Raw genomic sequence first — 25,927 nt, forward strand, 5'->3', positions numbered from 1 at the left:
TGCTTCTGACTGGAGGTGAACCGCCGTGGCACTCTCGATTTCGGCGGTGGTGCTGCTGGCGATCATCGTCTTCATCCTGATCAAGAAGTCGGGACTGAAGGCCGGGCATGCGGTGATCTGCATGCTGCTGGGCTTCTACCTGGCCTCCTCCACGATCGCTCCCACGATCAGCGAGCTGACGACAAACATCGCCGGCATGATCGGCAGCATCAAGTTCTGACGCCCCCACCCGCACCGGCCCGGCATGCCGTTCCCCGTCCGACTCCCGCGGGACCCGTGCGGGGCCGGAGCGGGTCGGGCCCGTCGGCAGGGGCTCCGCCGGTCCGGCAGCGGCCCCGCCGCCCCGAGGGACCGGCCGCGGGCCTCCCGCACCTCAGGCCCCGGCCGCGTACGCCACGAAGTCGGTCCAGGCCCCCGGCGAGAGCCGCAGGCGTGGACCGGCAGCACGCTTGGAGTCACGGACGTGGACGGCGGTGGGGGTGGCGGCTACTTCGACGCAGTCGTTGATGTCGCTGCTGTCGCTGTAACTGCTCTTGAACCAGGCCAGGTCGGCGTCACTGCTGGATGCGCTGATCATGTCTCTCCCCGCAGATGCTCGATGAAGGCCAACGACTCGTCCGGCGTCAGAGCCTGCGCCCGGATCATGCCATACCGCAGCTCAAGGATCCTGAGCTGCTTCGGGTCGGAGACCGGACGGCCGTTGAAAGCACCTTCAGAGCGGCCGACGGCCGTGCCGTCCTCGAACTTCAGCAGTTGGATCAGGCCGCCCATCCCTGCATGTTCTGCCCGGTCTGTCGGCATCACTTGGATGGTGACGTTGCGCAACCTTCCGACCCCCAAGAGGTGTTCGAGCTGACGCCGTAGCACCATCCTCCCCCCGATCGGTCGGCGTAGCGTCACCTCTTCTTGGACAAAGCTGAGAACCGGTGCGGGCGAACGCCCGAACACGGAAGCGCGTGCCATGCGCGCGATCACCCCACGCTCCACCTCTTCCGAGGACTGCGGGGGCTGCGCCATCTCGAACAGCGCACGTGCGTGCTCCTCGGTCTGCAGCAGACCGTGCACGTTGTGGTTGCCGTACGAGAGCAGCTCGGCCGCTTTGGACTCAAGTTCTTTGAGGTCCCGAACCTTCTTCGGATACCGAACCTTCTCCACGTCCTCCTTCATCGCGGAGACCAGCCCGCCCGCCCCCAGCACATGGTCGGCCTTGTCGAGGAACTCGGGCCTCGGGATCCGCTTCCCGGACTCGATCTTGTAGATCATGTCCTCGCCGTAGCCGACCGCCTTGGCGAAGTCGGGAACCCGGATGCCCGCCGCCTCCCGTCGCAGCCTCAACTGCCGTCCCACCGTGGCGACGACCGCCAGCGCCCAGTCGTCGTCAGGGTCCACCTCCCACCCGGGCTCCTCCGCCTCGCTCGCCACCTCGACGTCAGCAACCACTGCGCACCCCTCCGTCGTACGACCTTGCGGCGACGCCCGCCCCGCGCGGCCCGGAGGCATGAGCCGGCCACTCCGGACGACCCGGCCCGGTGACCGTGCGCAACGGCGTCATCACTGCTCACGGTAGGCGTACGAGACCTCTCCGGGCCGGGCGAATCAGGAAAACTCCACCGGAGAGGGCCGGGGCGGCGGCGTGGCGCTGCCGCCCTGCTCCTCGGAGGTGCCGCCGTCGCCGTCGACCTCGTAGAGGCGCTCTTGAAGCCGTTCACCGGCCCAGTCCAGCCCGACGCCCAGGTCGAACCAGTGCCGGTCCTTGCGGACTTCGGGCGTGGAGAGGTTCACCGCTGCCCAGGAGAACACCCCCAGGAGGACGGAGCGCCCGTGCTGCGTCGTGCGCACGGACAACGCGAACGGTGCGGCGAGTGCCGCGCGGGTGACCACCATGACCTGCTCGTCGTCGGATCGCCGACGCCCACCCGTGAGGAACCGGGGCGTCTCCAGGATCTTGACCCAGTCGACGACCGCGTCCGCCACCTGGGCACGCAGGGACCCCTCGATGCCTTTCCGGACGGCGATCGCGGGATCGTCACCGAGCCAGCCCAGCCAGTGATCAGGATCGGTGAGTTCGCTGAAGTCGTCCTGTGGCACCCCGTGACGGGGGTTCTCCTGGTACTCACCCGTCAGTTTCCCGTTGCCGTCCACCAACCACGCGCCGCGGATCGCCTCGGGTGGTACGTAGCCGTTCGGGTCGTCGACATGCGCCGGGTCGATCTCGGCGACGCTGCCACCGGGATTCTCGGCCGCTGCAGCAAGTAGCCCAGGCTCGTTCGGTATGTCCCTACGCCGGCTTCGTGAGCCACTGCGCCACACGTTCCCACCCCCACCGCTTCCCGCTCGTTCACCTGCGATTGTGCCGCATCGGTCAGAGCCGCCTGAGGGGGTGCGTGACGGAGACGAGTGGGCTGGAGGGCCTCGGCGGGCGGGTCGGCACGGGCGCCGCACGGCAGTCCCCGCCGGGGCGCGCCGGCGTCGCGCCTGCACACCGGCACGGCCTGCGGGGCTGATCCACGAGGGGGCGGGGGCGCGGGGACGGGCGATGATGCGGCGCTGTCCCGCCGATCTCCGCCCTGGCAAGATGGCGGCATGGAACGTGTGCTTGGAATCGGCGGATACTTCCTTCGGGCCACCGACCCGGAGTCCTTGAGCGCGTGGTACCGCGATTGCCTGGGCCTGGACGTGGGCGAGAACGGCCTGTGGCGTCAGGAAGCCGGGGTGACGGTGTTCGCGACGTTCGAGTCCGAGACCGACTACTTCGGCTCCCGCAACCAGCGGACCATGCTCAACTTCCGGGTCCGCGACCTGGACGCGATGCTCGCCCAGTTGCGCGCCAAGGGGGCGGACGTGGCCGAGGAGACTCAGGACATGGAGGGGGTCGGTCGATTCGGCTGGGTCACAGACCCTGAGGGCAATCGGCTTGAGCTGTGGCAGCCTGCCTGACCGCGCCGTCACGCTGGCCGCGCCGTCACGCTGGCCGCAACGGCCCGCCTCGCGATTGATGAGCCTCGTCACGCGGGGGGCGCGGACGCGACCACGCCAGGTGTCGGCAGTATGTCGGATGTCTCGGGTGTGTCGGGTGTGTCGGGTGTGTCGCCGGTGTGATGCCCCGTCAGACTCACGCGCTCGTCTCCGCCTCCCGACGTGACGCCGGAGCCGCGTCGAGCACGCCAACGCCGAACTCCGCCGACGGCGTCCGCTCCGGCAGCGCACCGGGCGACGTGAGACCTGCGGTGGACCCCGCCCGCGAACCCCACCGCGCCCTCACCGGCCCCGTCCCTGACCGTGCCGCCCGGCGAGCCCTCCCACACCGGATGACCACCGAACTCGTCCTCGTCCTCGTCCGCCCGACCATCCGCCGACTCACCCACCAGCCGCCCCCGGGCGGACCCGCCCCAACACCGTTCGCAGATCGGCCCGTTAGCGACCACCCGGCCGATGGTGCGAAGGACCCACCGGACCCGGTCCGGCGGCTGCCCGGTCGGTTCGGTGGGCTGTTGCCGGGGGTTGGGGTGGGGGGATGCGAGGTGTGTGGGGTGTTGGTGTGTGTGCGGGGGTGTTGGTGTGGGGGTTGGCTGGTGGGTGGGGGTGGGGCCGCCCGCTTCTTTCGCAGTGTCGTGCTTGCGCGGGGCGGGTAAAGGGCGCTGCGCCTTCGGCTTCGCGTCGCCTGCGGCGATGGCCCTGCGGGCCACCCTTGACCCGCCCCGCTCCAGCACGGGTGGGAAGCGTGCGGACGGCCCGGGGAGAGCGGGGGGCCGGGCAGCGTCTCCGCCCCAGCAGCGTTGCCCAGCATCGACCCGGCCAGACGGCCACCGCATCCGCACCTCGCCAGCACGCCGGGCAGGCTCAGCGGCTTCCCGCCGGTGGGGAGTGCGGGGGTGGGCGCCGGGGATGGGCGTCGCATGGCCGGTCCCCGTCGGGTGGGGCGGGCGTCCGCGCCTCGCCTGCACGCCGGGCGGGCTTGGCGGCTTCCGGCCGGTGGGGGTTCGGGGGTGGGCGCCGGGGATGGGCGCCGAAAGGTGGGTCCCCTGTCGGGCGGGGCGCGCATCGGCGTCTGGCCTGCACGCCGGGTCGGCTTGGCGGCTTCCGGCCGGTGGGGGTTTGGGGGTGGGTGCCGGGGATGGGCGTCGCATGGCCGGTCCCCGTCGGGTGGGGCGGGCGTCCGCGTCTGGCCTGCACGCCGGGCGGGCTCAGCGGCCTCCCGTCGGTGGTGGTTTCCGGGCCAGGCGCCGGGGATGGGCGTTGCATGGCAGAGCCCGGGCGGGTGGAGCGCATCCGCGTCCCACCAGCACGCCGGGGCGGTTTGGCGGCTGTCTGCCGGTGGGGGTTCGGGGTGGGTGCGGGGAGGGGTCTGGCAGGGCGGGTTCTCGTGGGGGTGGGTGTGGTGGCTTCCGGCCGGTGGCGGGGTGCGCACGGTGGAGTGTGGGGGCGTGTCGGTGGGCTGGTGGGACCGGTGGGCCGGTAGGACCGGTGCGGAGACGTCCGGTGTCCGGTGTCTGATGTCCGGTGTCTGATGTCCGGTGGGCGGGCGGTGCGCCCGGGCGGGTTGTGGGGGCGTGCCCGGGGCGGCCCCCCCCGGGGTCACCGGCCGATGGCGGCCGGTGACCGGCGGTCGGTGAGTGGGGGAAGGGTGAGGGGGGCGGGTGAGGCAGCGGGGCGGCGCGGACAGGAGGAAGGGGAGGGGGGAGGGGAAGGCGGGGGGTCTGGGGGGAGGTGAGGCGAGAAGCGGGGGAGACGGCCGGGGTCAGGACGGCTGCCGCCGGGCAGCCTCGGTCAGCCGGGCAGTCAGTCGCGCAGCCACACCACACCGTCGGCCACACCAGCCACACCACACCGGCCACACCGGTCAGTCCGTGCCCGTCAGTCCCGCCCGGGCGACGGACCAGACACCCCCACCGGCCCCGTGAGTCACACCCACAACACTCCAGCACGCAAAAGGAGGATCAGGGCCACCGCACCCTCGCTCACCCTCCCCTTCCCGCCCCGCACATGACCCGAATCCTCCAATCACCACCCCCACCCCCCTCAACCACCCCCAAAGCCGCCCACCGGCCGGAAGCCGCCCAACTCACCGGGCGTGCAGGCGGGACGCCGATGCGCTCCACCCGCCCGGGCTCTGCCATGCGGCGCCTATCTCCGGTGCCTGCCCCGGAAACCGCCACCGGCGGGTGGCCGCTGAGCCTGCCCGGCGTGCTGGCGGGACGCGGACGCGGCGTCCGACGGGGACCGGCCTTTCGGCGCCTATCTCCGGTGCCTGCCCCGGAAACCGCCACCGGCGGGTGGCCGCTGAGCCCGCCCGGCGTGCAGGCCAGACGCGGACGCCCGCCCCACCCGACGGGGACCGGCCATGCGACGCCCATCCCCGGCACCCACCCCCAAACCCCCACCGGCCGGAAGCCGCCAAGCCGACCCGGCGTGCAGGCCAGACGCCGATGCGCGCCCCGCCCGACAGGGGACCCACCTTTCGGCGCCCATCCCCGGCGCCCACCCCCGACCCCCCACCGGCCGGAAGCCGCCGAACTCACCCGGCGTGCTGGCGAGGCGCGGATGCGCGCCCCACCCGACGGGGACCGGCCAAGCAACGCCCATCCCCGACACCCACCCCCGCACTCCCCACCGGCGGGAAGCCGCCGAGCCGACCCGGCGTGCTGGCGAGGCGCGGACGCGGTGGCCGTCCGGCCCGGTCGATGCTGCGCAACGCTGCTGGGGCGGAGACGCTGCCTGGCCCCCCGCTCTCCCCGGGCCGTCCGCTCGCTTCTCACCCGTGCTGGAGCGGGGCGGGTCAAGGGTGGCCCGCAGGGCCATCGCCGCAGGCGACGCGAAGCCGAAGGCGCAGCGCCCTTGACGCGCCCCGTGGAAGCACGACACTGCGAAAGAAGCGGGCGGCCCCACCCCCACCCACCGGCCAACCTCCACACCAACCCCCCCACACACACCTCGCATGCCACTCACCCCAACCCCCGACAACAGCCCACCGACCCGACCTCACCCGGGCCGCCACCCCGATACCTCCCACCCACCGCGCCCACCGCGCCCACCACCCGGACTCGCCGAGCCCGCAGTCCTTCGGCGCCCATCCCCGGCGCCCGCCTCCAAAGCCGCCCACCGGCGGGAAGCCGCCGAACTCACCCGGCGTGCTGGCGGGACGCGGATGCGCGCCCCGTCCGACGAGGACTGGCCATGCGACGCCCATCCCCGGCGCCCACCCCCGCACTCCCCACCGGCGGGAAGCCGCCGAGCCGACCCGGCGTGCTGGCGAGGTGCGGATGCGGTGGCCGTCCGGCCCGGTCGATGCTGGGCAACGCTGCTGGGGCGGAGACGCTGCCTGGCCCCCCGTTCTCCCCGGGCCGTCCGCACGCTTCCCACCCGTGCTGGAGCGGGGCGGGTCAAGGGTGGCCCGCAGGGCCATCGCCGCAGGCGACGCGGAGCCGAAGGCGCAGCGCCCTTTACCCGCCCCGCGCAAGCACGACACTGCGAAAGAAGCGGGCGGCCCCACCCCCACCCACCGACCGACCCCACAGCAACGCCCTCCGCCCCGCGGCTCCTCCGCCCGGCAGCCCCGCGCCCCTCCGCACCCGGCCACGTCATGCGGAGGTGCCTGCGCCTACGTGTGCTGCCTCCTCACCCCGAGCGCGTGAGCCCGGCGCCCTCCCCTCCCTCAGGGCCCCTCCCCTCCCTCAGGGCCCCTCCCCTCCCTCAGGGCCCCTCCCCTCCCTCAGGGCCCCTCCCCTCCCCCGGGGCCCCTCCCTTCGCGGCGCTGTTGCGTGGCGTCGTCGTCCGGGGTGGTGGCTGTGGCCCCGGGGGTCGGCGGGGTGTCCGGGGGCCTCGTAGGCTGGGCTCATGACGGAACTGCCCGCTCGGCGTCTGGTGCTGGTGCACGCGCATCCGGACGACGAGTCGATCAACAATGGCGCCACCATGGCCGCGTATGCCGCCGGGGGTGCTCAGGTGACGCTCGTGACCTGCACGCTCGGGGAGCTGGGCGAGGTGATTCCGCCGGGGCTGGCTCATCTGGGCGGGGACGCGCTGGGGGAGTTCCGGCGGGGAGAGCTGGCCGTCGCCATGGCGGCACTCGGGGTGTCCGACTTCCGGCAGCTCGGCGGGCCGGGCCGGTACCGCGACTCGGGCATGATGGGCCTTCCCGACAATGACGACCCCGCCTGCTTCTGGCAGGCCGACGTCGACGAGGCCGCCGGACACCTGCTGGACGTGATCCGCGAGGTGCGGCCCCAGGTGCTGGTGACGTACGACGCGAACGGCGGCTACGGCCACCCCGACCACATCCAGGCCCACCGCGTCGCCATGCGGGCGGTGGAACTCGCCGAGGCGGAGGGCCTGCCCGTGGCGCGCGTGTTCTGGAACCGCGTGCCGCGCTCCGTCGCGGAGGAGGGCTTCGCGCGGGTCCGGGGCGACCTCGGGCGGCTGGGGTTCACGCAGAGCGCCACCGTCGCGGACGTGCCGGGCGTCGTCGACGACGAGCGGATCACCACCCGCATCGACGGTGCCGGGCACGTCGGTGCCAAGGCGGCCGCGATGCGCGCGCACGCCACCCAGATCGAGGTCGCCGAACCCTGCTTCGCCCTGTCGAACGGGCTCGCGCAGCCGCTGTTCACCGACGAGTACTACGAGTTGGCGCGCGGTGAGCGGGCCGACGGCATCGACGGCGACCTGTTCGCAGGGATCGGGGGGACTCCGTGAACGACCGTGGTCCGATGCTCTCCCAGCCGCTGCGGATGCCCTCCGCCGGCCGGATCGCCGTATACCTGCTGCTGTTCGTGCTCGGCGCGGTCGTGGGGGTGGCCGGGGCCATGGTGCAGGGCGGGTGGTTCCCGGGCGGGCTGCTGCTCGCCCTGGCCGGGGCGGCCGGGCTGTTCCTCGGTGCGGCCCTCGGCACCGGCGGGCGCGGCGGCGCCGTGGCGAGCGGCGCCGGATGGATCCTCGCCGTCCTGCTCCTCACCGCCACCCGCCCGGAAGGGGACTTCGTGTTCGCCGCGGACGGCGGCTCCTATCTTTTTCTGCTCGGAGGCATGGCGATCGCTGTGATGTGTGCCACTCTCGCTCCGGTGCGGCCACCGGGCGGCCCCTCCGTCCGACTTGAGAAGTGACGTACCGCTTCGACGTCAAGCACGCGTGGGAGTCCCGTGTGGGTTTCCCCAGCGGTCGTGGGATACGCGCCACAAGCGGCCAGTATGGTGGTGCGCGCCGCCGATCGTCCCCAGCGTCCGACTCCGCTCGGACAGGGGAGCCCCCAAGCAGAGTGAGGTCGCAACGGGCGGCGGAGCCAACCGGGAGAACCTGCCTTGAGCCGTGAAACTGACAGTCCGTCCTCCGGGCCCAACGGGCGCGGCGGAGCCGCATACCCCTCGGGCACCCCGCCGTACGGCACCCCCGTGGTCGCCGACGGGGGCGCGGACGCGGGCCGTTCGCCCGCGCCGGAGGAACGTAAGACCGAGACCACGCTGACCACCCGCATCCGCATCAACATCCCCGGATCCCGGCCCATCCCGCCGGTCGTGATGCGTACTCCCGTCGTCGAGGCCGAGCGCGGCACCGGCGGCGACGCCGAGCCTCCCGCGCCGCCGACCGCCACGCCGGCCGCGCCCGTCACCGAGGCACCCGCCGAGCCCGCACCGGGCGCCGCCGAGCCGACGAGCGACTGGTTCGCGCCCCGCAAGGCGGGCTCGGGCAGGGCCGGTCAGGGCGGCGGCTCCGCCAACGGCGCCGCCGCACCCTCCTCTTCGGGCGCGCCGGGCCCCGCCGCACCGGGGGCGCCTGCCGGTTCGGGCGCGTCCGCCCCGGCCTCGTCGACGTCGGCCGGCCGTCCCGGCGGCGTCGTCGGCTCCGTGGGCCTGCCGAACGGCGCCCGCCCCGGCGGCGCCAACGGCGCCAACGGCGCCGGACTGCCGGGCGCGACGGGCGGTCCCGTGGCCCCGGGGCACGGCGGCGGCACCGGTTCGTTCGATGTGACCGAGGCGCTGACGGCCGGCCCGCCCGGCGCTGGAGCCCGCCCGGGCGGTGCGGAGCCGCGCCGCGACGACCTGCCGTACTTCTCGGAGGGCCCGCAGCAGGGGGCGTCGCCCGAGCACGGGCACGCCGCGCAGCCCCGTCCGGGCGCCCGGCCCGGTCGCGGCACCCCGGGTCCGCAGGGACCGGCCGACGCGGCCGGCTTCCCCGGGCCGCAGGGGGCCGCCGGGCGCGCCGGGCCCACAGGTCCCACGGGCGGTCCGGTGACCGGCGACGGCCCCGTCGTTCCCCCGGTGCACGAGGGGCCCGGCACGCCGCACCCCGTCCAGGGCGCCCCCTACCCGGGCCAGGGCGTGCCGCACGGCGGTGCCCCGTATCCCGGGGCCGGCCTGAGCGACGACACCGCGATCCTCACGCCGCAGCGCCAGGGACCCGGACCGTCCGGCGGCTACGGCGGCCCGGGCGGCAACGTCTCCGGGCAGACCGTCACCAGCGGCATCCCGGTCGTGCCGTCGGCGGACCAGGACTTCGCCGCGCCCGGCCCCGACGGCCCTCCGCCGCACGCCGCGCCCGGGCCGGTCGGGGAGCCGCCCGCCGCGGTACCGGCCCGCCCCGCGAGGAAGGGCCGCAGCAAGCTGGTCCTGCTCGGCGGGGGCGTCGTCGCGCTCGCGGGCCTGGCGTACGGTGCCGGGCTGCTGATGAACCACTCCGACGTGCCCAAGGGCACCACCGTGTTCGGCGTGGACATCGGCGGCGGTACCCGCGACGAGGCTGTCCGCAAGCTCGACGAGGCGTTCGGCGACCGGGTCGGCAAGCCGCTGAAGCTGGCGGTCGGCGAGGGCACGGTCGCGCTGAAGCCGGACCAGGCGGGCCTGCAGTTCGACACGCAGGCGACCGTGCGGACGGCCGCGACCAGCGACTACAACCCGGTCTCGGTGATCGGCTCGCTGTTCGGCAACGAGCGGGCCGTGGACCCGGTGATGCCGGTCGACGAGGAGAAGCTGCACTCCGCCCTGGAGGCGGCCGCCGGGGGCTCCGGGTCGGTCACCGAGGGCACCATCAGCTTCGCGTCCGGCAAGGCCGTCGCCGTGTACGGCAAGGCCGGCCAGGGCATCGCCGTCGACCGGGCGGGCCAGGCCGTCGAAGACGCCTTCCGGCTCCAGGTGGAGACCGGTGCCGCGACCCCCGTGACGGTGCCGACCACGACCAGGCAGCCCACCATCGACAAGGCCGAGGTCGACCGGATGATGAAGGAGTTCGCGGAGCCGGCGCTCTCCGACCTCGTGACCATCCAGACGGACGCGGCCCACAGCATCCAGTTCGGCCCGGTGTCCCTGCCGAAGATCCTCGGCGTCAAGGCGGTCGACGGCAAGCTCGTCGACACCTACGACCTGGATGCCCTGCAGGCGGCCTACGGGAGCACCTTCGACGGCGTGCAGATCCAGACCGCGACCGCCACGCGCGGCGTGCTCCCGCAGGACGTGGTCGGCGCGCTGCGCACGGCGCTGCGGGGCAAGACCGCGGCGGAGCGCACCGGCGTCATCGACACCGACCCGAGCTGACCCGCCGCCGCCCGGCACGGGCGGGGCGCCGAGGGGGCATCCGGCGGGCGGATGCCCTGTCCGGCATACGGCGGCGCCCCGGTCGCCGGGGCGACCCGTGCTGCCCGGTGGCCCGGCACCCCGGCGGGCTGTGACACCGGCCGGGCTCCCGGTGGGGAGCCCAGCGCTGCCGCCCCTTGGTGTTCCCCGCCTCCAGGTTCTCCCCGCCCCTGGTGGCTCCCCGCCTCCTCGTGCTCCCGCTTCCTGGTGCTCCCGCTTCCTGGTGCTCCCGCTTCCTGGTGCTCCCGCTTCCTGGTGCTCCCGCCTCCTGGTGCGGTCCGGTGACGCGCCCGTGCGGCGCGCGCCTGCCCCCCCGCCGGGTGACTGTGCCGTACCCCGGGGCGGGTTCAGTTCAGCAGGGCCCGGGCCGACCGTGCCTCGGTGCGTACCCGCTCCGCGAGCGCCTCGTCGACGACGGAGACCAGTTCGGCGTACGACTCCATCTCCTCGGCGCCTGCGGCGAACTCGCCGCGCCGCACCAGCACCTGGCCGAGTTCCCAGCGCAGCCGTGCCGGGTGCGCGGGCAGCAGCAGGGCGAGCTCGACCGCCCACAGGGCCACCTCGGAGCGCTCGGGGCGGGCGGCGGCCCAGGCGCGGATGTTGCCGAGGATGCGGGCGACGACGTCCAGCGGGTCCGCGGGCACGAGCATGGACGGTTCGAGCGGCGCTCCGGTCGCCCCGGTCACGAGCAACTCGGCGTCCGGGCCGGTCAGTACGCGCCCTCCGTCGAACGGGTCGGCGAGTACCTGCGCCCCGGTCGGCCCGAACCCGACGACGAAGTGTCCGGGCAGCGCGACCCCGTGCACCGGAGCCCCGGCCCGGCGGGCGACTTCCAGCCACACCACGGACAGCAGGATCGGCAGGCCGCGCCGCCGCCGCAGGACCGAGTGCAGCAGGGAGGACTCCAGGTACCGGTAGTCGGCGGAGGTGCCGTGGAACCCGTACCGCTCGCCCAGGAGTTCGCGCAGGGCGAGTGCCCACGCCTCGGGCGGTCCGGGCCGGAAGGGCAGCCGGCCGGCGAGTTCGTCCAGCTCGACCTGGACCGCGTCGAAGCCGTCCTCGTCGAGGGAGGGGTCCGCGTGGGCGCCGACGAGGAGGCAGAGCAGCGACAGGTCGGGCCGTTCGGCACGGGCCTCCTCGGCGAACCGGCGGCGCAGCCGCGCGGACCGTTCGGGGGGCGGGGGGCCGGGCGGGCGTGGGGAAGGCATGGCTGGCTGGTGCCCTCTCAGGGTGATCGCTACCGGCCGGAGCCGGAAGTTCCGGGCTCGCGGTAGTGGTGGTAGGCGTGGTGCGGGGTGAAGCCCATGCCGCTGTACAGGGCGCGCGCGGCGGTGTTGTCGGTCTCGACCTGGAGCCAGGCGGCGGACGCGCCCTCGGCGAGGGCCTGCCGGGCGAGCGCGGTCATGACGGCCGTGGCCAGGCCGCGGCGCCGCTGCCGGGGGTCGACCTCGACGGCGGCGAACCCGGCCCACCGGCCGTCGACGACGAGCCGCCCGATCGCGGCGGGGATCGCGCCCGGGGCCGCGCCGGAGGCGCCGTCAGGGGCCCCGTCCGGTATGCCGCCGGGGTCCGGCACGGACGCGAACCACACCGACGGCCCGCTGCCGAGCACCCGCAGCGCGATCTCGCTCAGGCCCTTGCGCCGGTAGCGGCCCAGCCAGGCCTCGTCGGCGGTCCGGGCCAGCGTGACGCCGGCGCCGTCGCCGAGGTCGGCGACCGGGGCGAGGGCGCCGGTCCACAGCTCGGCGGTCACCTCGCGCACCCAGCCGCGTTCCGCCAGCGCGGCGCTGAGAGGTTCCTGGGCGCCTGGCGCGCCGGTGGCGGTCTGCACGTAGGCGGGCAGGCCGCGGTCGCCGTACCAGCGGCGTACGGCCGTCAGCGCGGCGTCCAGCGGCATGCCGGGGTCGCCCAGCGGGAGGACGGAGTTGGCGCGGCGGGTGAAGCCCGAACGGCGGACGGGCGCCGCGCCCGGGGCGGGGCGCGCCGCGGCGCGTGCGTCCTCCGCCGTGTCCGCCGCGGAGGGCCGTGCCGCCTCCGCCATGTCCGCCGCGGAGGGCCGTGCCGCCTCCGCCATGTCCTCCGCCGTGTCCTCCGACGCGGCACATGCGTCCTCCGACGAGGCACATGCGTCCTCAGCCGTGTCCTCCGCGCCGGACCGTGCGGACGCCGGCCTGCCCGGGGGGCCGGTCGGGCCGGGTCCGTCGGGGGTGCGGGGGGCGGGCTGGACGGCGGCGCGCAGCTCCCACCCGCCGAGCCGTTCGCTCTCCACGGGCCGCCACGCCCGGGCGGCGACCCGGGCGAGTTCCTCGTAGCGGGCGGCGGGGCCGCCGCGACGCGCCGGGGCGGCGGGCACCACCCTGCCCGCGACCAGCGAGCTCTCCGCGATCCGGACCGGCTCGCCGGAGCGTGTGGTGATCACCAGCACGCCTTCGTCCCATGATGTGAGAACACCCACCGTGTCGGTGAATTTCTCCGCCGAGTCGCCAGCGTCCCTCAACCTCCTCACGGAGATGCGTTTACCCACGTCAGCTGCGGTGACGCGGACCTCAAGGCGGCCTGCCGCGGAGATTTCCACTGGTCGGTTCACCCCTCCTGTTCGGATCATGCCCAGGAACGGAGATACTAGGGGCGGGCATCGACGACGCCGCGCTCCCGCGCGCCAGGCGGCGGAGCCTGAGGAGGCCCGCCAGCGCCCTATCGAGGAGGAACGACAGCGTGACCTACGTCATCGCGCAGCCTTGTGTCGACGTGAAGGACAAGGCGTGCATCGAGGAGTGCCCGGTCGACTGCATCTACGAGGGCCAGCGGTCCTTGTACATCCACCCGGACGAATGCGTCGACTGTGGTGCCTGTGAGCCGGTCTGCCCGGTCGAGGCGATCTTCTACGAGGACGACACCCCGGAGGAGTGGAAGGACTACTACAAGGCGAACGTCGAGTTCTTCGACGAGCTGGGCTCCCCGGGCGGTGCCAGCAAGCTGGGTCTGATCGAGCGCGACCACCCCTTCGTGGCCGGGCTGCCGCCGCAGAACGGCTGACGGCCGACCGCCCCGGCAGTCCCGCAGCACGTCCCTCGGTCCCGTACGGCCCGGTCAGCGCTCTGATCACCGTACGGGGCCGTGGTGTTCTCCGTAGCGGCCGTACGGCGGTCCACGCGACCGGCGTACGGCGGCCGCCCGAGCCAGAAAGTGAGCCCGCCACCCGTGTCCGCACCCTCCGGCCACCGCCGCTCCGCCGTCGAGTCGCCGCGCGACCGTCTGCCCGTCTTCCCCTGGGACAAGCTGGAGCCGTACCGGAAGACGGCCGCCGCGCACCCGGACGGTGTCGTCGACCTGTCGGTCGGCACGCCCGTCGACCCGGTGCCCGAGCTGATCCGGAAGGCGCTGATCGACGCGGCCGACTCGCCGGGCTATCCGACGGTGTGGGGCACGCCCGCACTGCGGGACGCGATCACCGGCTGGGCGGCGCGCCGACTGGGTGCCCAGGGCGTCACGCACCGGCATGTGCTGCCGGTGGTCGGCTCGAAGGAGCTGGTGGCGTGGCTGCCGACACAGCTGGGGCTCGGCCCCGGCGACAAGGTGGCCTTCCCGCGGCTCGCCTACCCGACGTACGAGGTGGGCGCCCGGCTGGCGCGCGCCGGTCACGAGGTGTACGACGACCCGACCGAGCTGGACCCGGAGGGGCTGCGGCTGCTGTGGCTGAACACGCCGTCGAACCCGACGGGCCGGGTGCTCTCCAAGGAGGAGCTGACCCGGATCGTCGCCTGGGCGCGGCGGCACGGCGTGCTGGTGGTGTCCGACGAGTGCTATCTGGAGCTGGGCTGGGAGGCCGACCCGGTCTCGGTGCTGCATCCGGACGTCAACGGCGGCTCGTACGACGGTGTCGTCTCGGTGTACTCGCTGTCCAAGCGGTCCAACCTGGCCGGCTACCGGGCGGCGTTCCTCGCGGGTGACCCGGAGGTGCTCGGCCCGCTGCTGGAGATCCGCAAGCACGGCGGCATGATGACGTCCGCGCCGACCCAGGCGGCCGCCGCGGCGGCGCTCGCGGACGACGCGCACGTGGCGGAGCAGCGCGAGCGGTACGCCGCCCGGCGCGCGGCCCTGCGGGGGGCGCTGAGCGCCCACGGCTTCCGCATCGAGCACAGCGAGGCCGGCCTCTACCTGTGGGCCACCCGGGACGAGTCCTGCTGGGACACCGTCGCCCGTCTCGCCGAGCGCGGCATCCTGGTGGCGCCGGGCGACTTCTACGGGGTGGCGGGGGAGAAGTTCGTACGGGTCGCGATGACGGCGACCGACGAGCGGATCGCGGCAGCCGTCGCACGCTTGACCGCTTGACCGCTTGACCGCTTGACCGCTTGACCGCTTGACCGCCGGACCGCCGGACCGCCGGACCGCCGGACCGCCGGACCGCCGGACCGGGGGCCGCGTGGCCGGGGCGCGTGGCCGACCGGCCGCCGCGGGGTCTGCCCGGCGGCCGGGTCCGGCGCCCTGTGAGGGACACCCGCGGCGGACCCACGTCGTCGGCGGCCCGCGTACAGGCGGCCCGCGCACAGGCGACGGCGGGGTCCGGGGGAAGTCCGGGCCCCGCCGCCGTGCGTCGTGCGGGCTCAGCCGAGGGGCAGGCCGTTCAGCGGCAGGGCGCCGCCCTTGGTGAGGGAGTCCGTCGGCAGGCCGCCCTGGGTCGCGCTGCCGGCCGTGTCACCCACGATGTCCCCGGTGGACCCGGCCGCCTTCCCGGCGGTCTCCTGCACCGCCGGAGTGGCCTTCTTCGCGGCCTTGCCGCCGACCTGGCCCACACCGGGCACCGACTGCTCCACGGCCTGACCGCCCGCTTCGCCCGCGAGGCCGGTGACGGTGCGCGCCGCGCCGTCGGCCGTCGTGCCCAGGCTCGCCGTGTCCGGGCTGGCCAGGCCGCCGAGGCCGGGGGCGGCGGGCAGCTCGGGGGCCGCGCTCGCGGAGCCGGCCGCACCGACCCCGGCAGCCGCCCCCGCGGCGACGAGCAGCGCGGCACGGGCGATCCGGCGGGAGAGGGGGAGGGTCATGATGCTCCTTCGACGGGAGAGAACAGGTCGGTGTCCGCCTCCGCCCCGTCGGTTGACGGGGCGCGGACACCGTGACTACCGCTCGAAGCCCGTCGAGGTTGCGGCGCGATAACGTAAAGAATTCGCAATGCGTCGCATTATCTGCTGTGGATAAAAACGGGCAAAGGGAGTACGTGCCCGGGGGCTGCGGAAACCTTACGGCCCTTGCGTCACGGGGGATCCGGCGAGGACGGGGGTGCCGCCGCGAGAACCTGCGCACCCTGCCGTCCCCGGCCGGTCCCATGACCCCTGAGGGCGAGCGGCCGCACTACTGAACGGTCGTGATCCGGACCGCGTCCGACCCGTCCGACCCGTCCGACGCGGGGCGCCACACGCTGTCCGCGGTGCCCGCGGTCCACTCCCGGCCGCCGTACGACACGCGCTCGATCCGCAGCGCCGAGGCGTTGGCCACCGCCCAGTGGGCGACCTGCCAGCCGCGCCGCCGCGCCTCGACCGGCACGGTCACCGTCCGCCGCTCGTCGGCCCGGCCCGGTCCCCGGTCCTGCCCCGCCGCGCCCCGTGTGCCCGCGTCGGCGCCCGTCTGCGTCATCGCGTCCTGCCCGAAGTCCCGCACCAGCGCCGTGCGCACGGCGTCGGGGCCGCCCGTGCCGCGACCCGCCTCGGGACGTCCGTCGCAGGTCAGCGTGGCTTCCGCACGCCCGGTGAGCGCGGCCGCCAGCAGCGCCGCGTCCGGTTCGTGCTTGGCGTACGCCATCGGGAAGCCGCTGCGCTGCACGCGCTGGGCCGCCTCGGTGAGCGGCAGTTCCGTGTAGCCGGGGACCTTCTCCAGATGCTCGTAGAACCGGCTCGCCGCGTAGGCCGGGTCCATGATCTGCCGCGGGGTGCCCCAGCCCATCGAGGGCCGCTGCTGGAACAGACCGAGCGAGTCCCGGTCGCCGTGCTCGATGTTGCGCAGCGCGGACTCCTGCAGCGCCGTCGCCAGCGCGATGGTCACCGCGCGTTCGGGCAGCCCGCGGTGGACGCCGACCGCCGTGATCGCCGCCGCGTTCACCGCCTGCTCCGGCGTGAACGCATAGGACTTCCCCTTCCCGCCGACCGGGATGACCCGGCAGGCCGGCGCGCCACCGCCGCCGCTGACGTACTGGACGACGAGATAGCCCGCGAGCGCGAGCAGCACGAGGAAGGCCGCACCGGTGCGGCTGCGGCGCCTCGGACGGGTGAGGGACGGCTCGGACACGCCGTACAAGGTAGCGGAGCCCGTTCGAGGCACGGCGTGCCGCCTGGACACCGGGTGAGGAGCGGGTGAACGGCGGTCGGCGGGCCGGTGCCGGGCCGGCCGGTGCCGGGCGGGCGGCGGAGGGGCGAGGGGGCGCCCGGCGGCGGGCGGGCCGAGACCGGCCGGACGGCGGCCGACGCTAGGGTCGACGCCATGGCCGATACCCCGCTTACCCCGCCTACCCCGCCTACCGTGCCTGCCCCGCCTGTCCCGCTCGACCTCACCCTGGACGCCGCGCGGCTGACCGCGCAGCTGGTGGACTTCCCCTCCGAGAGCGGGACCGAGAAGCCGCTCGCGGACGCCGTCGAGAGCGCCCTGCGCGCGCTGCCGCACCTCAGGGTCGACCGGTACGGCAACAACGTGGTCGCCCGCACCGGCCTGGGACGGGCCGAGCGCGTGATCCTGGCCGGTCACATCGACACCGTCCCGATCGCGGACAACGTGCCCTCACGGCTGGACGAGGACGGCGTGCTGTGGGGCTGCGGCACCTGCGACATGAAGGCGGGCGTCGCCGTCCAGCTGCGGATCGCGGCCACCGTCCCGGCCCCCAACCGCGACCTCACCTTCGTCTTCTACGACAACGAGGAGGTCGCCGCCGAGCTCAACGGCCTCAGGCACGTCGCAGAGGCCCACCCGGACTGGCTGGCCGGTGACTTCGCGGTGCTGCTGGAGCCGTCGGACGGCCAGGTCGAGGGCGGCTGCCAGGGCACCCTGCGGATGCTGCTGAGGACGACGGGCGAGCGGGCCCACTCGGCGCGTGCCTGGATGGGCTCCAACGCCGTCCACGCCGCCGCCCCGATCCTCGCGCGCCTCGCCGCGTACGAGCCGCGCAACCCCGTCATCGACGGCCTGGAGTACCGGGAAGGCCTGAACGCCGTCGGGATCGAGGGCGGGGTGGCCGGCAACGTCATCCCCGACACGTGCACGGTCACCGTCAACTTCCGGTACGCACCCGACCGCACCCCGGAGGAGGCCGTCGCACACGTCCGCGAGGTGTTCGAGGGCTGCGGCGTCGCGGAGTTCGTCGTCGACGACCACAGCGGCGGCGCCCTGCCCGGACTGTCGCACCCGGCCGCCGCCGCGTTCATCGAGGCCGTCGGCGGCACCCCGCAGCCCAAGTACGGCTGGACGGACGTGTCCCGGTTCAGCGCGCTCGGCATCCCCGCGGTCAACTACGGGCCCGGCAACCCGCACCTGGCGCACAAGCGCGACGAGCGCGTCGAGACGGCCAAGATCCTCGCGGGGGAGGAGCGCCTGCGGAACTGGCTCACCGCGTGACGGTGCCGTCCCGCCGGGGCCCGGCGGGCCCGCCGGGCCCACCCGGCCACCGTCCTCGCGGCGGTCTCAAGCCGTTCCCAAGCCGTTCCCAAGCCGTTCCCAAGCCGGTCTCACGCCGGTCTCGCGGCGGTCTCACGCCGGTCTCGCGTCGTCGTCGTGCGTCCCCGTGCCGCCGCACCCGTCTCGCGTGGAGGTGACCCCGGGGCCGTGCTCCGGCGCTGCCGGACCGTTGCCCGGGCGGCCGCCCGGGCCGGTTCGCGGCCAGGGGAGCGCGGGCGTGCGGCGGGCCCGCTCCGCGGCGGACACGCAGACGTCCCCCGCGCTTAACCCGCGTAGATCTACGCTGAGGCGGAAAGACCCGAGCGGAGGGAGCGCATATGGCCACCGGCATTCCTGAGGACGCCCAGCGGCCGGAGGAGCAGCGCCTGGGTCCGGTCCTCCGGCGGCGCGGACAGGTCACGTCCAGCACCACCGACCAGCGACTGCTGGACGCGGGCGGGCCCTCGGACTGGGTGCACACCGACCCCTGGCGGGTCCTGCGCATCCAGTCGGAGTTCATCGAGGGCTTCGGCACGCTCGCCGAACTGCCGCCCGCGATCAGCGTGTTCGGCTCGGCACGGACCCGGCCGGACTCCCCGGACTACGAGGCGGGAGTGCGGCTCGGCCGCGCCCTGGTCGAGGCGGGCTGGGCGGTCATCACCGGGGGCGGGCCGGGTGCGATGGAGGCCGCCAACAAGGGGGCCTGCGAGGCCTCCGGCATCTCCGTCGGCCTCGGCATCGAGCTGCCCTTCGAGCAGGGCCTCAACCAGTACGTCGACATCGGCCTGAACTTCCGGTACTTCTTCGTCCGGAAGATGATGTTCGTGAAGTACGCCCAGGGTTTCGTGGTGCTGCCCGGAGGCCTGGGCACGCTCGACGAGCTCTTCGAGGCGCTCACCCTGGTCCAGACCCAGAAGGTGACCCGCTTCCCGATCGTGCTGTTCGGCAGCGCGTACTGGGGCGGCCTGGTCGACTGGCTGCGCGGCACGGTGATCGCGCAGGGCAAGGCCACGGAGAAGGACCTGCTGCTGTTCCACGTCACGGACGACGTCGAGGAGGCGGTCGCCCTGGTGTCGAAGGAGGCCGGCCGCGACCGGCTGCCGCCGGTCTGACGAGCGGCCGGCCCGGGGCAGCGGGCCGCCGGTGCGCTCCGGCGGCCCGCTCCGGGTGGCGGCCTCGCTCCGGGCGGCGGGCCGTGCCGGACGGGCCCGGCCCGGCGGCGCGGCCCGGTGACCCCGTGTCCGGCGGTCCCGTGCGGCGGGTGCTACGCGAGCCCTCTGCGGGCCACCGCCGGCTGCCGGCGCCCCGCGATGGCCGAAACCATGTCGAGCACCTGCCGGGTCTCGGCCACCTCGTGGACCCGGTACACCTGCGCGCCGAGCCACGCCGACACGGCCGTCGTCGCCAGCGTGCCCAGGACCCGCTCCCGGACCGGCCGGTCCAGGGTCTCGCCGACGAAGTCCTTGTTGGACAGCGACACCAGCACCGGCCAGCCCGTGTCCACCATCTCGGGCAGCCGGCGGGTCGCCTCCAGGCTGTGCCGGGTGTTCTTGCCGAAGTCGTGCCCGGGGTCGATCAGCACCGACTCACGGGGCACTCCGAGGGACACGGCCCGCTCCGCCAGGCCCACCGTCACCCGCAGGATGTCCGCCATCACGTCGTCGTACGTCACCCGGTGCGGGCGGGTCCGAGGCCGCGCGCCGCCCGCGTGCGTGCACACCAGCCCCACGCCGTACCGCGCGGCGACCTCCGCCAGCCCGGGATCGACCCCGCCCCAGGCGTCGTTCAGCAGGTCCGCGCCCGCCTCGCAGACGGCCTCGCCGACCTCGCGCCGCCAGGTGTCGACGCTGATCAGCACGTCGGGGAAGCGCCGCCGCACCTCCGCCACGAAGCCGACCGTGCGCCGCGCCTCCTCCTCGGCGGTGACCTCCTCGCCGGGGCCGGCCTTGACGCCGCCGATGTCGACGATCGCGGCCCCCTCGGTCACGGCCTGCTCGACCCGGGCCAGGGCCGGCTCGTCGCGGAAGGTGGCACCCCGGTCGTAGAAGGAGTCGGGGGTCCGGTTCACGATCGCCATGATCACCGGCTCGTGCGGCTCGAACTCCCGCTTGCCCAGCCTGAGCATCCCCTGTGACCTCTCCTCGTCCGCGCCGGTCCTCGGCTGCCTGCGACCCTAACGGTCCGCGTCGCATGGCACGATCGGACCCTGACACATTCGGCGCCGATCCTGGGGACGTCAGCGATGGTTATGTTCTTGTTCCTGGTTCTCGCGCTCGCGATCGTGGTCGGCGCGGTGACACTCGCCGTGGTCGGCGGCGGCGAGGGCGGCGGACCCCTGCCCGAGGCGGCCGCCGAGCGGCTGCGCGACCCGCTGCCGGACGACCGGCCCGTGCACCGTGACGACGTGGACGCGCTGCGCTTCCCGCTGGCCCCCCGCGGCTACCGGATGTCCGACGTGGACGACGCCCTGCACCGCCTCGGCGCCGAGCTCGCCGAACGCGACGCCCGCATCTCCGACCTGGAGTCGGCGCTGGCAGGCGCCCGCGCGGCGGGCCCCGTCACGACGGACGAGACGGACAAGCCCGAGGCCGGGGAGCAGCAGTGAGCGGCACGGTCCCCGGCCCCGACGGCGCCCCGCGCTGCCCCTGGGCCCTGTCCACCGACGACTACATCGCCTACCACGACGAGGAGTGGGGCCGCCCGGTCCACGGCGACGACGCCCTCTACGAGCGCCTCAGCCTGGAAGCCTTCCAGTCCGGCCTGTCCTGGATCACGATCCTGCGCCGCCGCCCCGGCTTCCGCGCCGCCTTCGCCGGCTTCGCGATCGCCGAGGTCGCGGAGTTCACCGACGCGGACCGGGAGCGGCTGCTCGCCGACCCCGGCATCATCCGCAACCGCGCCAAGATCGACGCCACGCTGTCCAACGCCCGGGTGCTGGCCGGGTGGGCGCCGGGCGACCTGGACGAGCTGATCTGGTCGCACGCCCCGGACACCACGTCCCGGCCCGTCCCGCGCACCCTCGCCGACGTCCCCGCCGTCACCCCGGAGTCGACGGCCTTGTCGAAGGCCCTGAAGAAGCAAGGCCTGCGGTTCGTCGGCCCGACCACGGCCTACGCCCTGATGCAGGCCTGCGGCCTGGTGGACGACCATCTGGAAGCCTGCGTCAGCAGAACCCGGGCGCCCCGGCCGACCGCCACCCGGTGACCCGCAACCCGTGCGCGCCCCGCCGGGGGGCGTGGGGCACTGCGCGATCGGCCACGGTGAGCGGGGTCGTCCGACGGCAGTGCCCCGGGCCCGGTCGGGGCCGGCCGGCACAGCACCCGGCCCACTCGGCGGAGCGTTCAGCGGCCGAGGTACTTCGGCTTCTCCTTGTTCACGAACGCCTGCACGGCGATGGCGTGATCCTCGGACGCACCGGCCCGGCTCTGCAGCTCGTCCTCCTTCTCCAGGGTCTCGGCGAAGGAGTGGGTGAGCCCGTACGCCACGGACTCCTTCAGCGCGGAGTACGCCACCGTCGGCCCCTCGGCCAGCATCCGGGCCACCCGCTCCGCCTCCTCCCGCAGCTCCGCCCCCGGTACCACGCGGTTGGCGACACCCAGCTCCAGCGCCTCCTGGGCGGACAGGTTCCGCGGGAAGAGCAGCAGGTCCGTGGCGCGGCCGGGTCCGATGATCCGCGGCAGCGTCCAGGAGATGCCCGAGTCCGCGGTGAGCGCCACCCCGGCGAACGACGTGTTGAAGGACGCCGTGTCGGACACGATGCGGTAGTCCGCGGCCAGTGCGAAGCCGAACCCTGCCCCCGCGGCGACCCCGTTCACCGCCGCGACCACCGGCTTCGGCGCCTCCACCAGCGCCCGTGCGATCGGGTTGTAGTGCTCGCGCACCGTGCTCATCGTCTGCCCCCCGCCCGCGGCGCGGTCCGCGGCGAGCAGCCCGATGTGCTCCTTGAGGTCCTGACCCACGCAGAACGCCCGCTCACCGGCCGCGGTGAGCAGGATCGTCCGTACGGCGACGTCGTCCGCGGCCGCGCGGGCCGCGTCCCGCAGCGCGACCTTCGTCTCGACGTTCAGCGCGTTCATCGCCTCCGGACGGTTCAGAGTGATCGTCGCCAGCCCGTCGCTCACCTCGTAGAGCACGGTGTCGGCCATGGGGCATCCCCTCCGGTGTCGCGGCGGGGCGCACCGGTCGGTACGCCCTCGTCCGAGAAGGACAGCATGGCGGACGGCGTCTGTGGCGGTGGTGTGACCTGCGTCAAAGAATCTGAGGCGGTTCTCGGCCGTCCGATGGCCGGGCAGTCGCGAAGTATCGCAGGCACATCCCCGAATTGAGTGGTTTTGCTCGCGCGCGTTGCCCAAGCGATGCCGACTGATGTTGGTCATGTGGTCGCGGGATGCGGGATAATGGCTGGGAAGCAATGTGTTCGATGCCGGTGTCGCGTGTCCTGCGCAAAGGACCGCGCGTGCCCTCCCGAGGGGCCCGTGCCCCGTCTCGCGGGCCGTCGGCTTTGACGATGAGCTGGTTTCAGGAAGGGGAACGAGCATGGCGGCCATGAAGCCGCGGACGGGTGACGGCCCGCTCGAGGTGACCAAGGAGGGGCGGGGCATCGTCATGCGCGTTCCGCTCGAAGGCGGCGGTCGACTCGTCGTCGAGCTGACCCCGGACGAGGCCGACGCGCTCGGCGACGCCCTCAAGAAGGTTGTGGGCTGACGCGCCAGCGACCCTACCCCTTCGGCCGCCCCGGGACCGCACCAGGTGCCGGGGCGGCCGCATTCCGGGAGCGGACGGCGCCCGGCGCCCGGCTGTGCCTCACGGAGGGCGCCCGGCGCACGACGGCCGGCACCCGGCCGCGCTCAGCGCCCGGCCGTGCTCAGCGCCCGGCCGTGCTCAGCGCCCGGCCGTGCTCAGCGCCCGGCCGTGCTCAGCGCCCGGCCGTGCTCGGTGTTCGACCGTGCTCAGCGCCCGGCCGTGCTCGGTGTTCGACCGCGCCCGGCCGTGCTCAGCGTTTGACCGCGCACAGCAGTCCGTCGCCCACCGGCAGCAGTGACGAGACCAGCTCCTGGCTCTCCCGCACCGCCCGCAGCAGCTCCCGCAGCCGGACGACCTCGGTGGGCTGGGGCCCGGAGTCGACCGTGCGGCCGCCGGCGAAGACACCCTCGAAGATCACCAGTCCGCCCGGACGCAGCAGGCGCAACGATTCAGCGAGGTACTCCAGGGACTCCAGGCGGTCGCCGTCACAGAAGACGAGGTCGTAGCCGGAGTCGGCCAGGCGGGGCAGGACGTCCAGGGCGCCGCCCGGAATGAAGCGGGCCCGGTTCGCGGCGAAACCGGAGGCGCGGAACGCCTCCCGGGCGAACTGCTGGTGCTCGGGCTCGGTGTCGACCGTCGTCAGGACGCCGTCGGGGCGCATGCCGTGCAGCAGGTGGATGCCGGAGACGCCGGTCCCGGTGCCGATCTCCGCGACCGCCTTGGCGTCCACGGAGGCGGCGAGCAACCGCAGCGCGGCGCCGGCGCCGGGCGTCACCGGGCGCAGCCCCGCGTCCCGGGCCCGCTCACGGGCCCAGTGCAGCGCTTCGTCCTCGGCGACATAGGCGTCGGCGAACGCCCAGCTCGTCTGCCGGTTGCCGGTGATGACCCTCTCCCGTCCCCTGGTTGCCTGGGCGTGACTGTATCCGTTGGCTCCGGGAACCCGCAGATGGGACCGGGCGTTGAAAGGGGTGTGAACGGACACGGGGGGACACGGTTGGATCACGACGACGGGCGGGGCTGCGAGCAAGTGCTGACGCAGCCGTATGAGCTGTATCAGCCCAGATCAAATTCAAGTAAAACCGCTTATCCGGAGCTAACGGGCGAGGTGGTTATGGTAGGGGCTCCACTGGACACCACCAGAGCCGACAGGGGAGGTGCGGCTGCGTCTGTGGATCGGGGAGGAGTGCTGCGGCGCTTTCTCGGGTCGGCGGGCAGGCCGAAATCCGTGACCGACACCGCTGCTGACCACAGCCACGCCGCTGGCCTCGACCGCACCGCGACCTTCTCCACCGACGCGGACGGGCAGGCGTGGACTCCGCCCACCTGGGAGGAGATCGTCAGCACGCACAGCGGCCGCGTCTACCGGCTCGCCTATCGCCTCACCGGCAACCAGCACGACGCCGAGGACCTCACCCAGGAGGTCTTCGTCCGTGTCTTCCGCTCGCTGTCGACGTACTCGCCGGGCACCTTCGAGGGCTGGCTGCACCGCATCACGACGAACCTGTTCCTGGACATGGTCCGACGCAAGCAGCGCATCCGCTTCGACGCCCTCGGTGAGGACGCGGCCGAGCGGCTGCCCAGCCGGGAGCCCTCCCCGCAGCAGGTCTTCAACGACGCCCACTTCGACGCCGACGTCCAGCAGGCCCTGGACACCCTCGCGCCGGAGTTCCGCGCCGCGGTCGTGCTGTGCGACATCGAAGGACTGTCGTACGAGGAGATCGCCGCGACCCTGGGCGTCAAGCTCGGCACGGTCCGCTCCCGCATCCACCGCGGCCGCTCCCAGCTGCGCAAGGCTCTCGCCCACCGTTCACCGGAGGCGCGTGCCGAGCGCCGCTCCTTTCCCGCCCGTATCCCTGCGCTGGGAGGAGGGGGCGCGTCCGCGTGAGTGGATCATGGCCGAAACCTGCTGAGGAGCGCCTCGCAGAGCAGCATCTGGGAGACCGGCTCGCCGCCCTCGTCGACGGTGAGCTCGGTCATGACACCCGCGAGCGGGTGCTGGCGCATCTGGCGACCTGCCCGAAGTGCAAGTCCGAGGTCGACGCCCAGCGCCGGCTGAAGAACGTCTTCGCGGAGGCCGCCCCGCCCCCGCCCTCGGAGAGCTTCCTCGCCCGGCTCCAGGGACTGCCCGGAGGCGGCGCCGACGGCGGTGCCCTGCCCGGCGGCGAAGGATTCGCCGGGCTCGGCGGCGGGCCGGCAGGGGTGTTCGACGTGCCGCGCGACGGGCGCTTCACCTTCGACTACGTCCCCGCGGCCCCGCATGCCGCCGTCCTGTCCTCGGATCCGGCGGCCGGACGAGGCTTCCGCATCCACGACGTCGGGCGTCCCGAAGCCGACCGTTCCGCCTCCCGCGGGCGCCGCTTCGCCTTCGCCGCCGCCGGCGCGGTGTCCCTCGCCGCGATCGCGCTCGGCGGAGTGAGCAGCGGTGTGCCCACCGACACCGCGGAGGCCCGCGGCGGTTCGGGCACCGGTTCCAACGTCACGCCGGCCCGCACCGGCGGCACGGGCTCCGGCTCGGCCCCGGAGAACCAGCGCCGTCGCGCGAGCGGTCCGCTGCTCGCCCAGGGGCAGGGCGGCCGGCAGTCCGTCGGTGACGCGGCGGTCGCCACGACGGAGTCCGCCGCGCCGCTGCTGCCCGGCCTCACCTCGGCCGGCCCGCAGCCGGTGCAGCACCCACTCACCATGCCCGCGATGGCCGGCGCGGCCGTCGTCTCCCCACTGATACGCCCCTTCTCGGCGACCCCGCTGCTCGGCCTGGGCGGCTGGTCCCCGAACCCCGGCGGTGAGACACCGGGCCTGTTCAGCGCCCCGGCCGCGGACCCGACCACCGCTCCCCCCACCGCCCGGGACCACTGACGTTCCCTGCGCACACGCGCTCGAACCTGGTTGAATCCGGGGTGGGCCGCGCCCGCGGCAGGCAGACGGGCGCGGCGGCGGAGTTCGACGTGCCCGCGGCCGGCGCCTGCGCAGGACGTGCCGCGGCCAGCTTGGGGAGA

23 protein-coding genes and 2 pseudogenes are annotated in these 25,927 nt (G+C 74.3%); 14 read left to right on the forward strand and 11 right to left on the reverse strand.

Going from position 1 to position 25,927, the window contains the following annotated elements:
• Nucleotides 1-25: 25 nt before the first annotated feature.
• The gene (locus AC5K6T_RS25625) at nt 26-220 is read left to right on the forward strand and encodes a hypothetical protein (RefSeq protein ID WP_493212618.1); all 195 of its coding nucleotides are present in this window, start codon (nt 26-28) and stop codon (nt 218-220) included.
• Nucleotides 221-373: 153 nt separating this feature from the next.
• Here the strand turns inward: AC5K6T_RS25625 and AC5K6T_RS25630 are convergent, their stop codons facing one another.
• The 3 genes from AC5K6T_RS25630 to AC5K6T_RS25640 all read right to left on the reverse strand — a co-directional run bounded on the left by AC5K6T_RS25630 (nt 374) and on the right by AC5K6T_RS25640 (nt 2,088).
• A complete protein-coding gene (locus tag AC5K6T_RS25630) occupies nt 374-577 on the reverse strand; it encodes a DUF397 domain-containing protein (protein WP_493212619.1) in 204 nt (67 codons plus the stop codon).
• On the reverse strand, nt 574-1,440 hold the full coding sequence (locus AC5K6T_RS25635) for a helix-turn-helix domain-containing protein (protein WP_493212621.1): 867 nt from the start codon (nt 1,438-1,440) through the stop codon (nt 574-576). Before AC5K6T_RS25635 ends, AC5K6T_RS25630 begins: the two co-directional genes overlap by 4 nt.
• 156 nt (nt 1,441-1,596) lie before the next feature.
• Nucleotides 1,597-2,088: a hypothetical protein gene (locus tag AC5K6T_RS25640; RefSeq protein WP_493212623.1), complete on the reverse strand. Its 492-nt coding sequence runs from the start codon at nt 2,086-2,088 to the stop codon at nt 1,597-1,599.
• A 495-nt stretch (nt 2,089-2,583) separates the two neighbouring features.
• Between AC5K6T_RS25640 and AC5K6T_RS25645 the strand changes: the two genes are divergently transcribed.
• From AC5K6T_RS25645 to AC5K6T_RS25660, 4 genes are all read left to right on the forward strand, one after another.
• Nucleotides 2,584-2,937 (forward strand): VOC family protein, encoded by a 354-nt coding sequence (locus tag AC5K6T_RS25645; protein ID WP_493212624.1) that lies wholly within the window; start codon nt 2,584-2,586, stop codon nt 2,935-2,937.
• 3,897 nt (nt 2,938-6,834) lie between these two features.
• Nucleotides 6,835-7,692, forward strand: a complete 858-nt coding sequence (gene mshB / locus AC5K6T_RS25650) for an N-acetyl-1-D-myo-inositol-2-amino-2-deoxy-alpha-D-glucopyranoside deacetylase (protein WP_493212626.1) — start codon at nt 6,835-6,837, stop codon at nt 7,690-7,692.
• Complete coding sequence (locus AC5K6T_RS25655) at nt 7,689-8,099, forward strand: DUF6113 family protein (RefSeq protein ID WP_493212628.1); 411 nt, start codon at nt 7,689-7,691, stop codon at nt 8,097-8,099. Before mshB ends, AC5K6T_RS25655 begins: the two co-directional genes overlap by 4 nt.
• Nucleotides 8,100-8,294: 195 nt before the next feature.
• Nucleotides 8,295-10,520, forward strand: coding sequence for a hypothetical protein (locus AC5K6T_RS25660; protein ID WP_493212629.1), 2,226 nt, complete (start codon nt 8,295-8,297; stop codon nt 10,518-10,520).
• 386 nt (nt 10,521-10,906) lie between these two features.
• On the opposite strand, the gene AC5K6T_RS25665 is transcribed toward AC5K6T_RS25660, so the two are convergent.
• From AC5K6T_RS25665 to AC5K6T_RS25675, 3 genes and pseudogenes are all read right to left on the reverse strand, one after another.
• Nucleotides 10,907-11,767, reverse strand: coding sequence for a transglutaminase family protein (locus AC5K6T_RS25665; RefSeq protein ID WP_493212631.1), 861 nt, complete (start codon nt 11,765-11,767; stop codon nt 10,907-10,909).
• Nucleotides 11,768-11,796: 29 nt separating this feature from the next.
• Nucleotides 11,797-12,507: pseudogene (locus AC5K6T_RS25670) on the reverse strand (GNAT family N-acetyltransferase); the annotation flags it as partial.
• 420 nt (nt 12,508-12,927) lie between these two features.
• Nucleotides 12,928-13,164: pseudogene (locus AC5K6T_RS25675) on the reverse strand (putative acetyltransferase); the annotation flags it as partial.
• A 110-nt stretch (nt 13,165-13,274) separates the two neighbouring features.
• Here AC5K6T_RS25675 and fdxA point away from each other — a divergent pair.
• Nucleotides 13,275-13,595 carry a ferredoxin gene (gene fdxA / locus AC5K6T_RS25680; protein ID WP_493212633.1) on the forward strand — a complete coding sequence of 107 codons (321 nt, stop codon included), beginning with the start codon at nt 13,275-13,277 and terminating at the stop codon, nt 13,593-13,595.
• A 165-nt stretch (nt 13,596-13,760) separates the two neighbouring features.
• Nucleotides 13,761-14,891 (forward strand): bifunctional succinyldiaminopimelate transaminase/glutamate-prephenate aminotransferase, encoded by a 1,131-nt coding sequence (locus tag AC5K6T_RS25685; protein ID WP_493212634.1) that lies wholly within the window; start codon nt 13,761-13,763, stop codon nt 14,889-14,891.
• Between the two features lie 272 nt (nt 14,892-15,163).
• Here AC5K6T_RS25685 and AC5K6T_RS25690 read toward each other — a convergent pair whose 3' ends face one another.
• Both AC5K6T_RS25690 and AC5K6T_RS25695 read right to left on the reverse strand, forming a co-directional pair.
• On the reverse strand, nt 15,164-15,598 hold the full coding sequence (locus tag AC5K6T_RS25690) for an ATP-binding protein (RefSeq protein ID WP_493212636.1): 435 nt from the start codon (nt 15,596-15,598) through the stop codon (nt 15,164-15,166).
• Between the two features lie 307 nt (nt 15,599-15,905).
• Nucleotides 15,906-16,835: a VldE C-terminal domain-containing protein gene (locus AC5K6T_RS25695; RefSeq protein ID WP_493212638.1), complete on the reverse strand. Its 930-nt coding sequence runs from the start codon at nt 16,833-16,835 to the stop codon at nt 15,906-15,908.
• A gap of 231 nt (nt 16,836-17,066) precedes the next feature.
• Here AC5K6T_RS25695 and dapE point away from each other — a divergent pair, with 231 nt between their 5' ends.
• Both dapE and AC5K6T_RS25705 read left to right on the forward strand, forming a co-directional pair.
• Complete coding sequence (gene dapE, locus AC5K6T_RS25700; protein ID WP_493212640.1) at nt 17,067-18,152, forward strand: succinyl-diaminopimelate desuccinylase; 1,086 nt, start codon at nt 17,067-17,069, stop codon at nt 18,150-18,152.
• A gap of 377 nt (nt 18,153-18,529) precedes the next feature.
• Entirely contained in the window at nt 18,530-19,303 is a 774-nt protein-coding gene (locus tag AC5K6T_RS25705; RefSeq protein ID WP_493212642.1) for an LOG family protein, read from the forward strand.
• A 152-nt stretch (nt 19,304-19,455) separates the two neighbouring features.
• Here AC5K6T_RS25705 and folP read toward each other — a convergent pair whose 3' ends face one another.
• Entirely contained in the window at nt 19,456-20,316 is an 861-nt protein-coding gene (folP, locus tag AC5K6T_RS25710; protein ID WP_493212644.1) for a dihydropteroate synthase, read from the reverse strand.
• Between the two features lie 117 nt (nt 20,317-20,433).
• On the opposite strand from folP, the gene AC5K6T_RS25715 reads away from it, so the two are divergent.
• A complete protein-coding gene (locus tag AC5K6T_RS25715) occupies nt 20,434-20,796 on the forward strand; it encodes a DivIVA domain-containing protein (RefSeq protein ID WP_493212645.1) in 363 nt (120 codons plus the stop codon).
• The gene (locus tag AC5K6T_RS25720; protein WP_493212647.1) at nt 20,793-21,395 is read left to right on the forward strand and encodes a DNA-3-methyladenine glycosylase I; all 603 of its coding nucleotides are present in this window, start codon (nt 20,793-20,795) and stop codon (nt 21,393-21,395) included. The genes AC5K6T_RS25715 and AC5K6T_RS25720 overlap by 4 nt, the downstream gene beginning before the upstream one ends.
• A gap of 137 nt (nt 21,396-21,532) precedes the next feature.
• Here AC5K6T_RS25720 and chcB read toward each other — a convergent pair whose 3' ends face one another.
• Nucleotides 21,533-22,336: a 2-cyclohexenylcarbonyl CoA isomerase gene (chcB, locus tag AC5K6T_RS25725; protein ID WP_493212649.1), complete on the reverse strand. Its 804-nt coding sequence runs from the start codon at nt 22,334-22,336 to the stop codon at nt 21,533-21,535.
• Nucleotides 22,337-22,727: 391 nt separating this feature from the next.
• On the opposite strand from chcB, the gene AC5K6T_RS25730 reads away from it, so the two are divergent.
• A complete protein-coding gene (locus AC5K6T_RS25730; protein ID WP_003966491.1) occupies nt 22,728-22,895 on the forward strand; it encodes a DUF3117 domain-containing protein in 168 nt (55 codons plus the stop codon).
• A 289-nt stretch (nt 22,896-23,184) separates the two neighbouring features.
• Here AC5K6T_RS25730 and AC5K6T_RS25735 read toward each other — a convergent pair whose 3' ends face one another.
• Nucleotides 23,185-23,880 (reverse strand): O-methyltransferase, encoded by a 696-nt coding sequence (locus AC5K6T_RS25735; RefSeq protein WP_493213466.1) that lies wholly within the window; start codon nt 23,878-23,880, stop codon nt 23,185-23,187.
• Between the two features lie 237 nt (nt 23,881-24,117).
• Here AC5K6T_RS25735 and sigE point away from each other — a divergent pair, with 237 nt between their 5' ends.
• The gene (gene sigE, locus AC5K6T_RS25740) at nt 24,118-24,819 is read left to right on the forward strand and encodes an RNA polymerase sigma factor SigE (protein WP_493213468.1); all 702 of its coding nucleotides are present in this window, start codon (nt 24,118-24,120) and stop codon (nt 24,817-24,819) included.
• A complete protein-coding gene (locus tag AC5K6T_RS25745) occupies nt 24,816-25,787 on the forward strand; it encodes an anti-sigma factor family protein (protein WP_493212651.1) in 972 nt (323 codons plus the stop codon). The genes sigE and AC5K6T_RS25745 overlap by 4 nt, the downstream gene beginning before the upstream one ends.
• Nucleotides 25,788-25,927 lie beyond the last annotated feature (140 nt).

This window comes from Streptomyces sp. B8-7 (genome assembly GCF_058833805.1).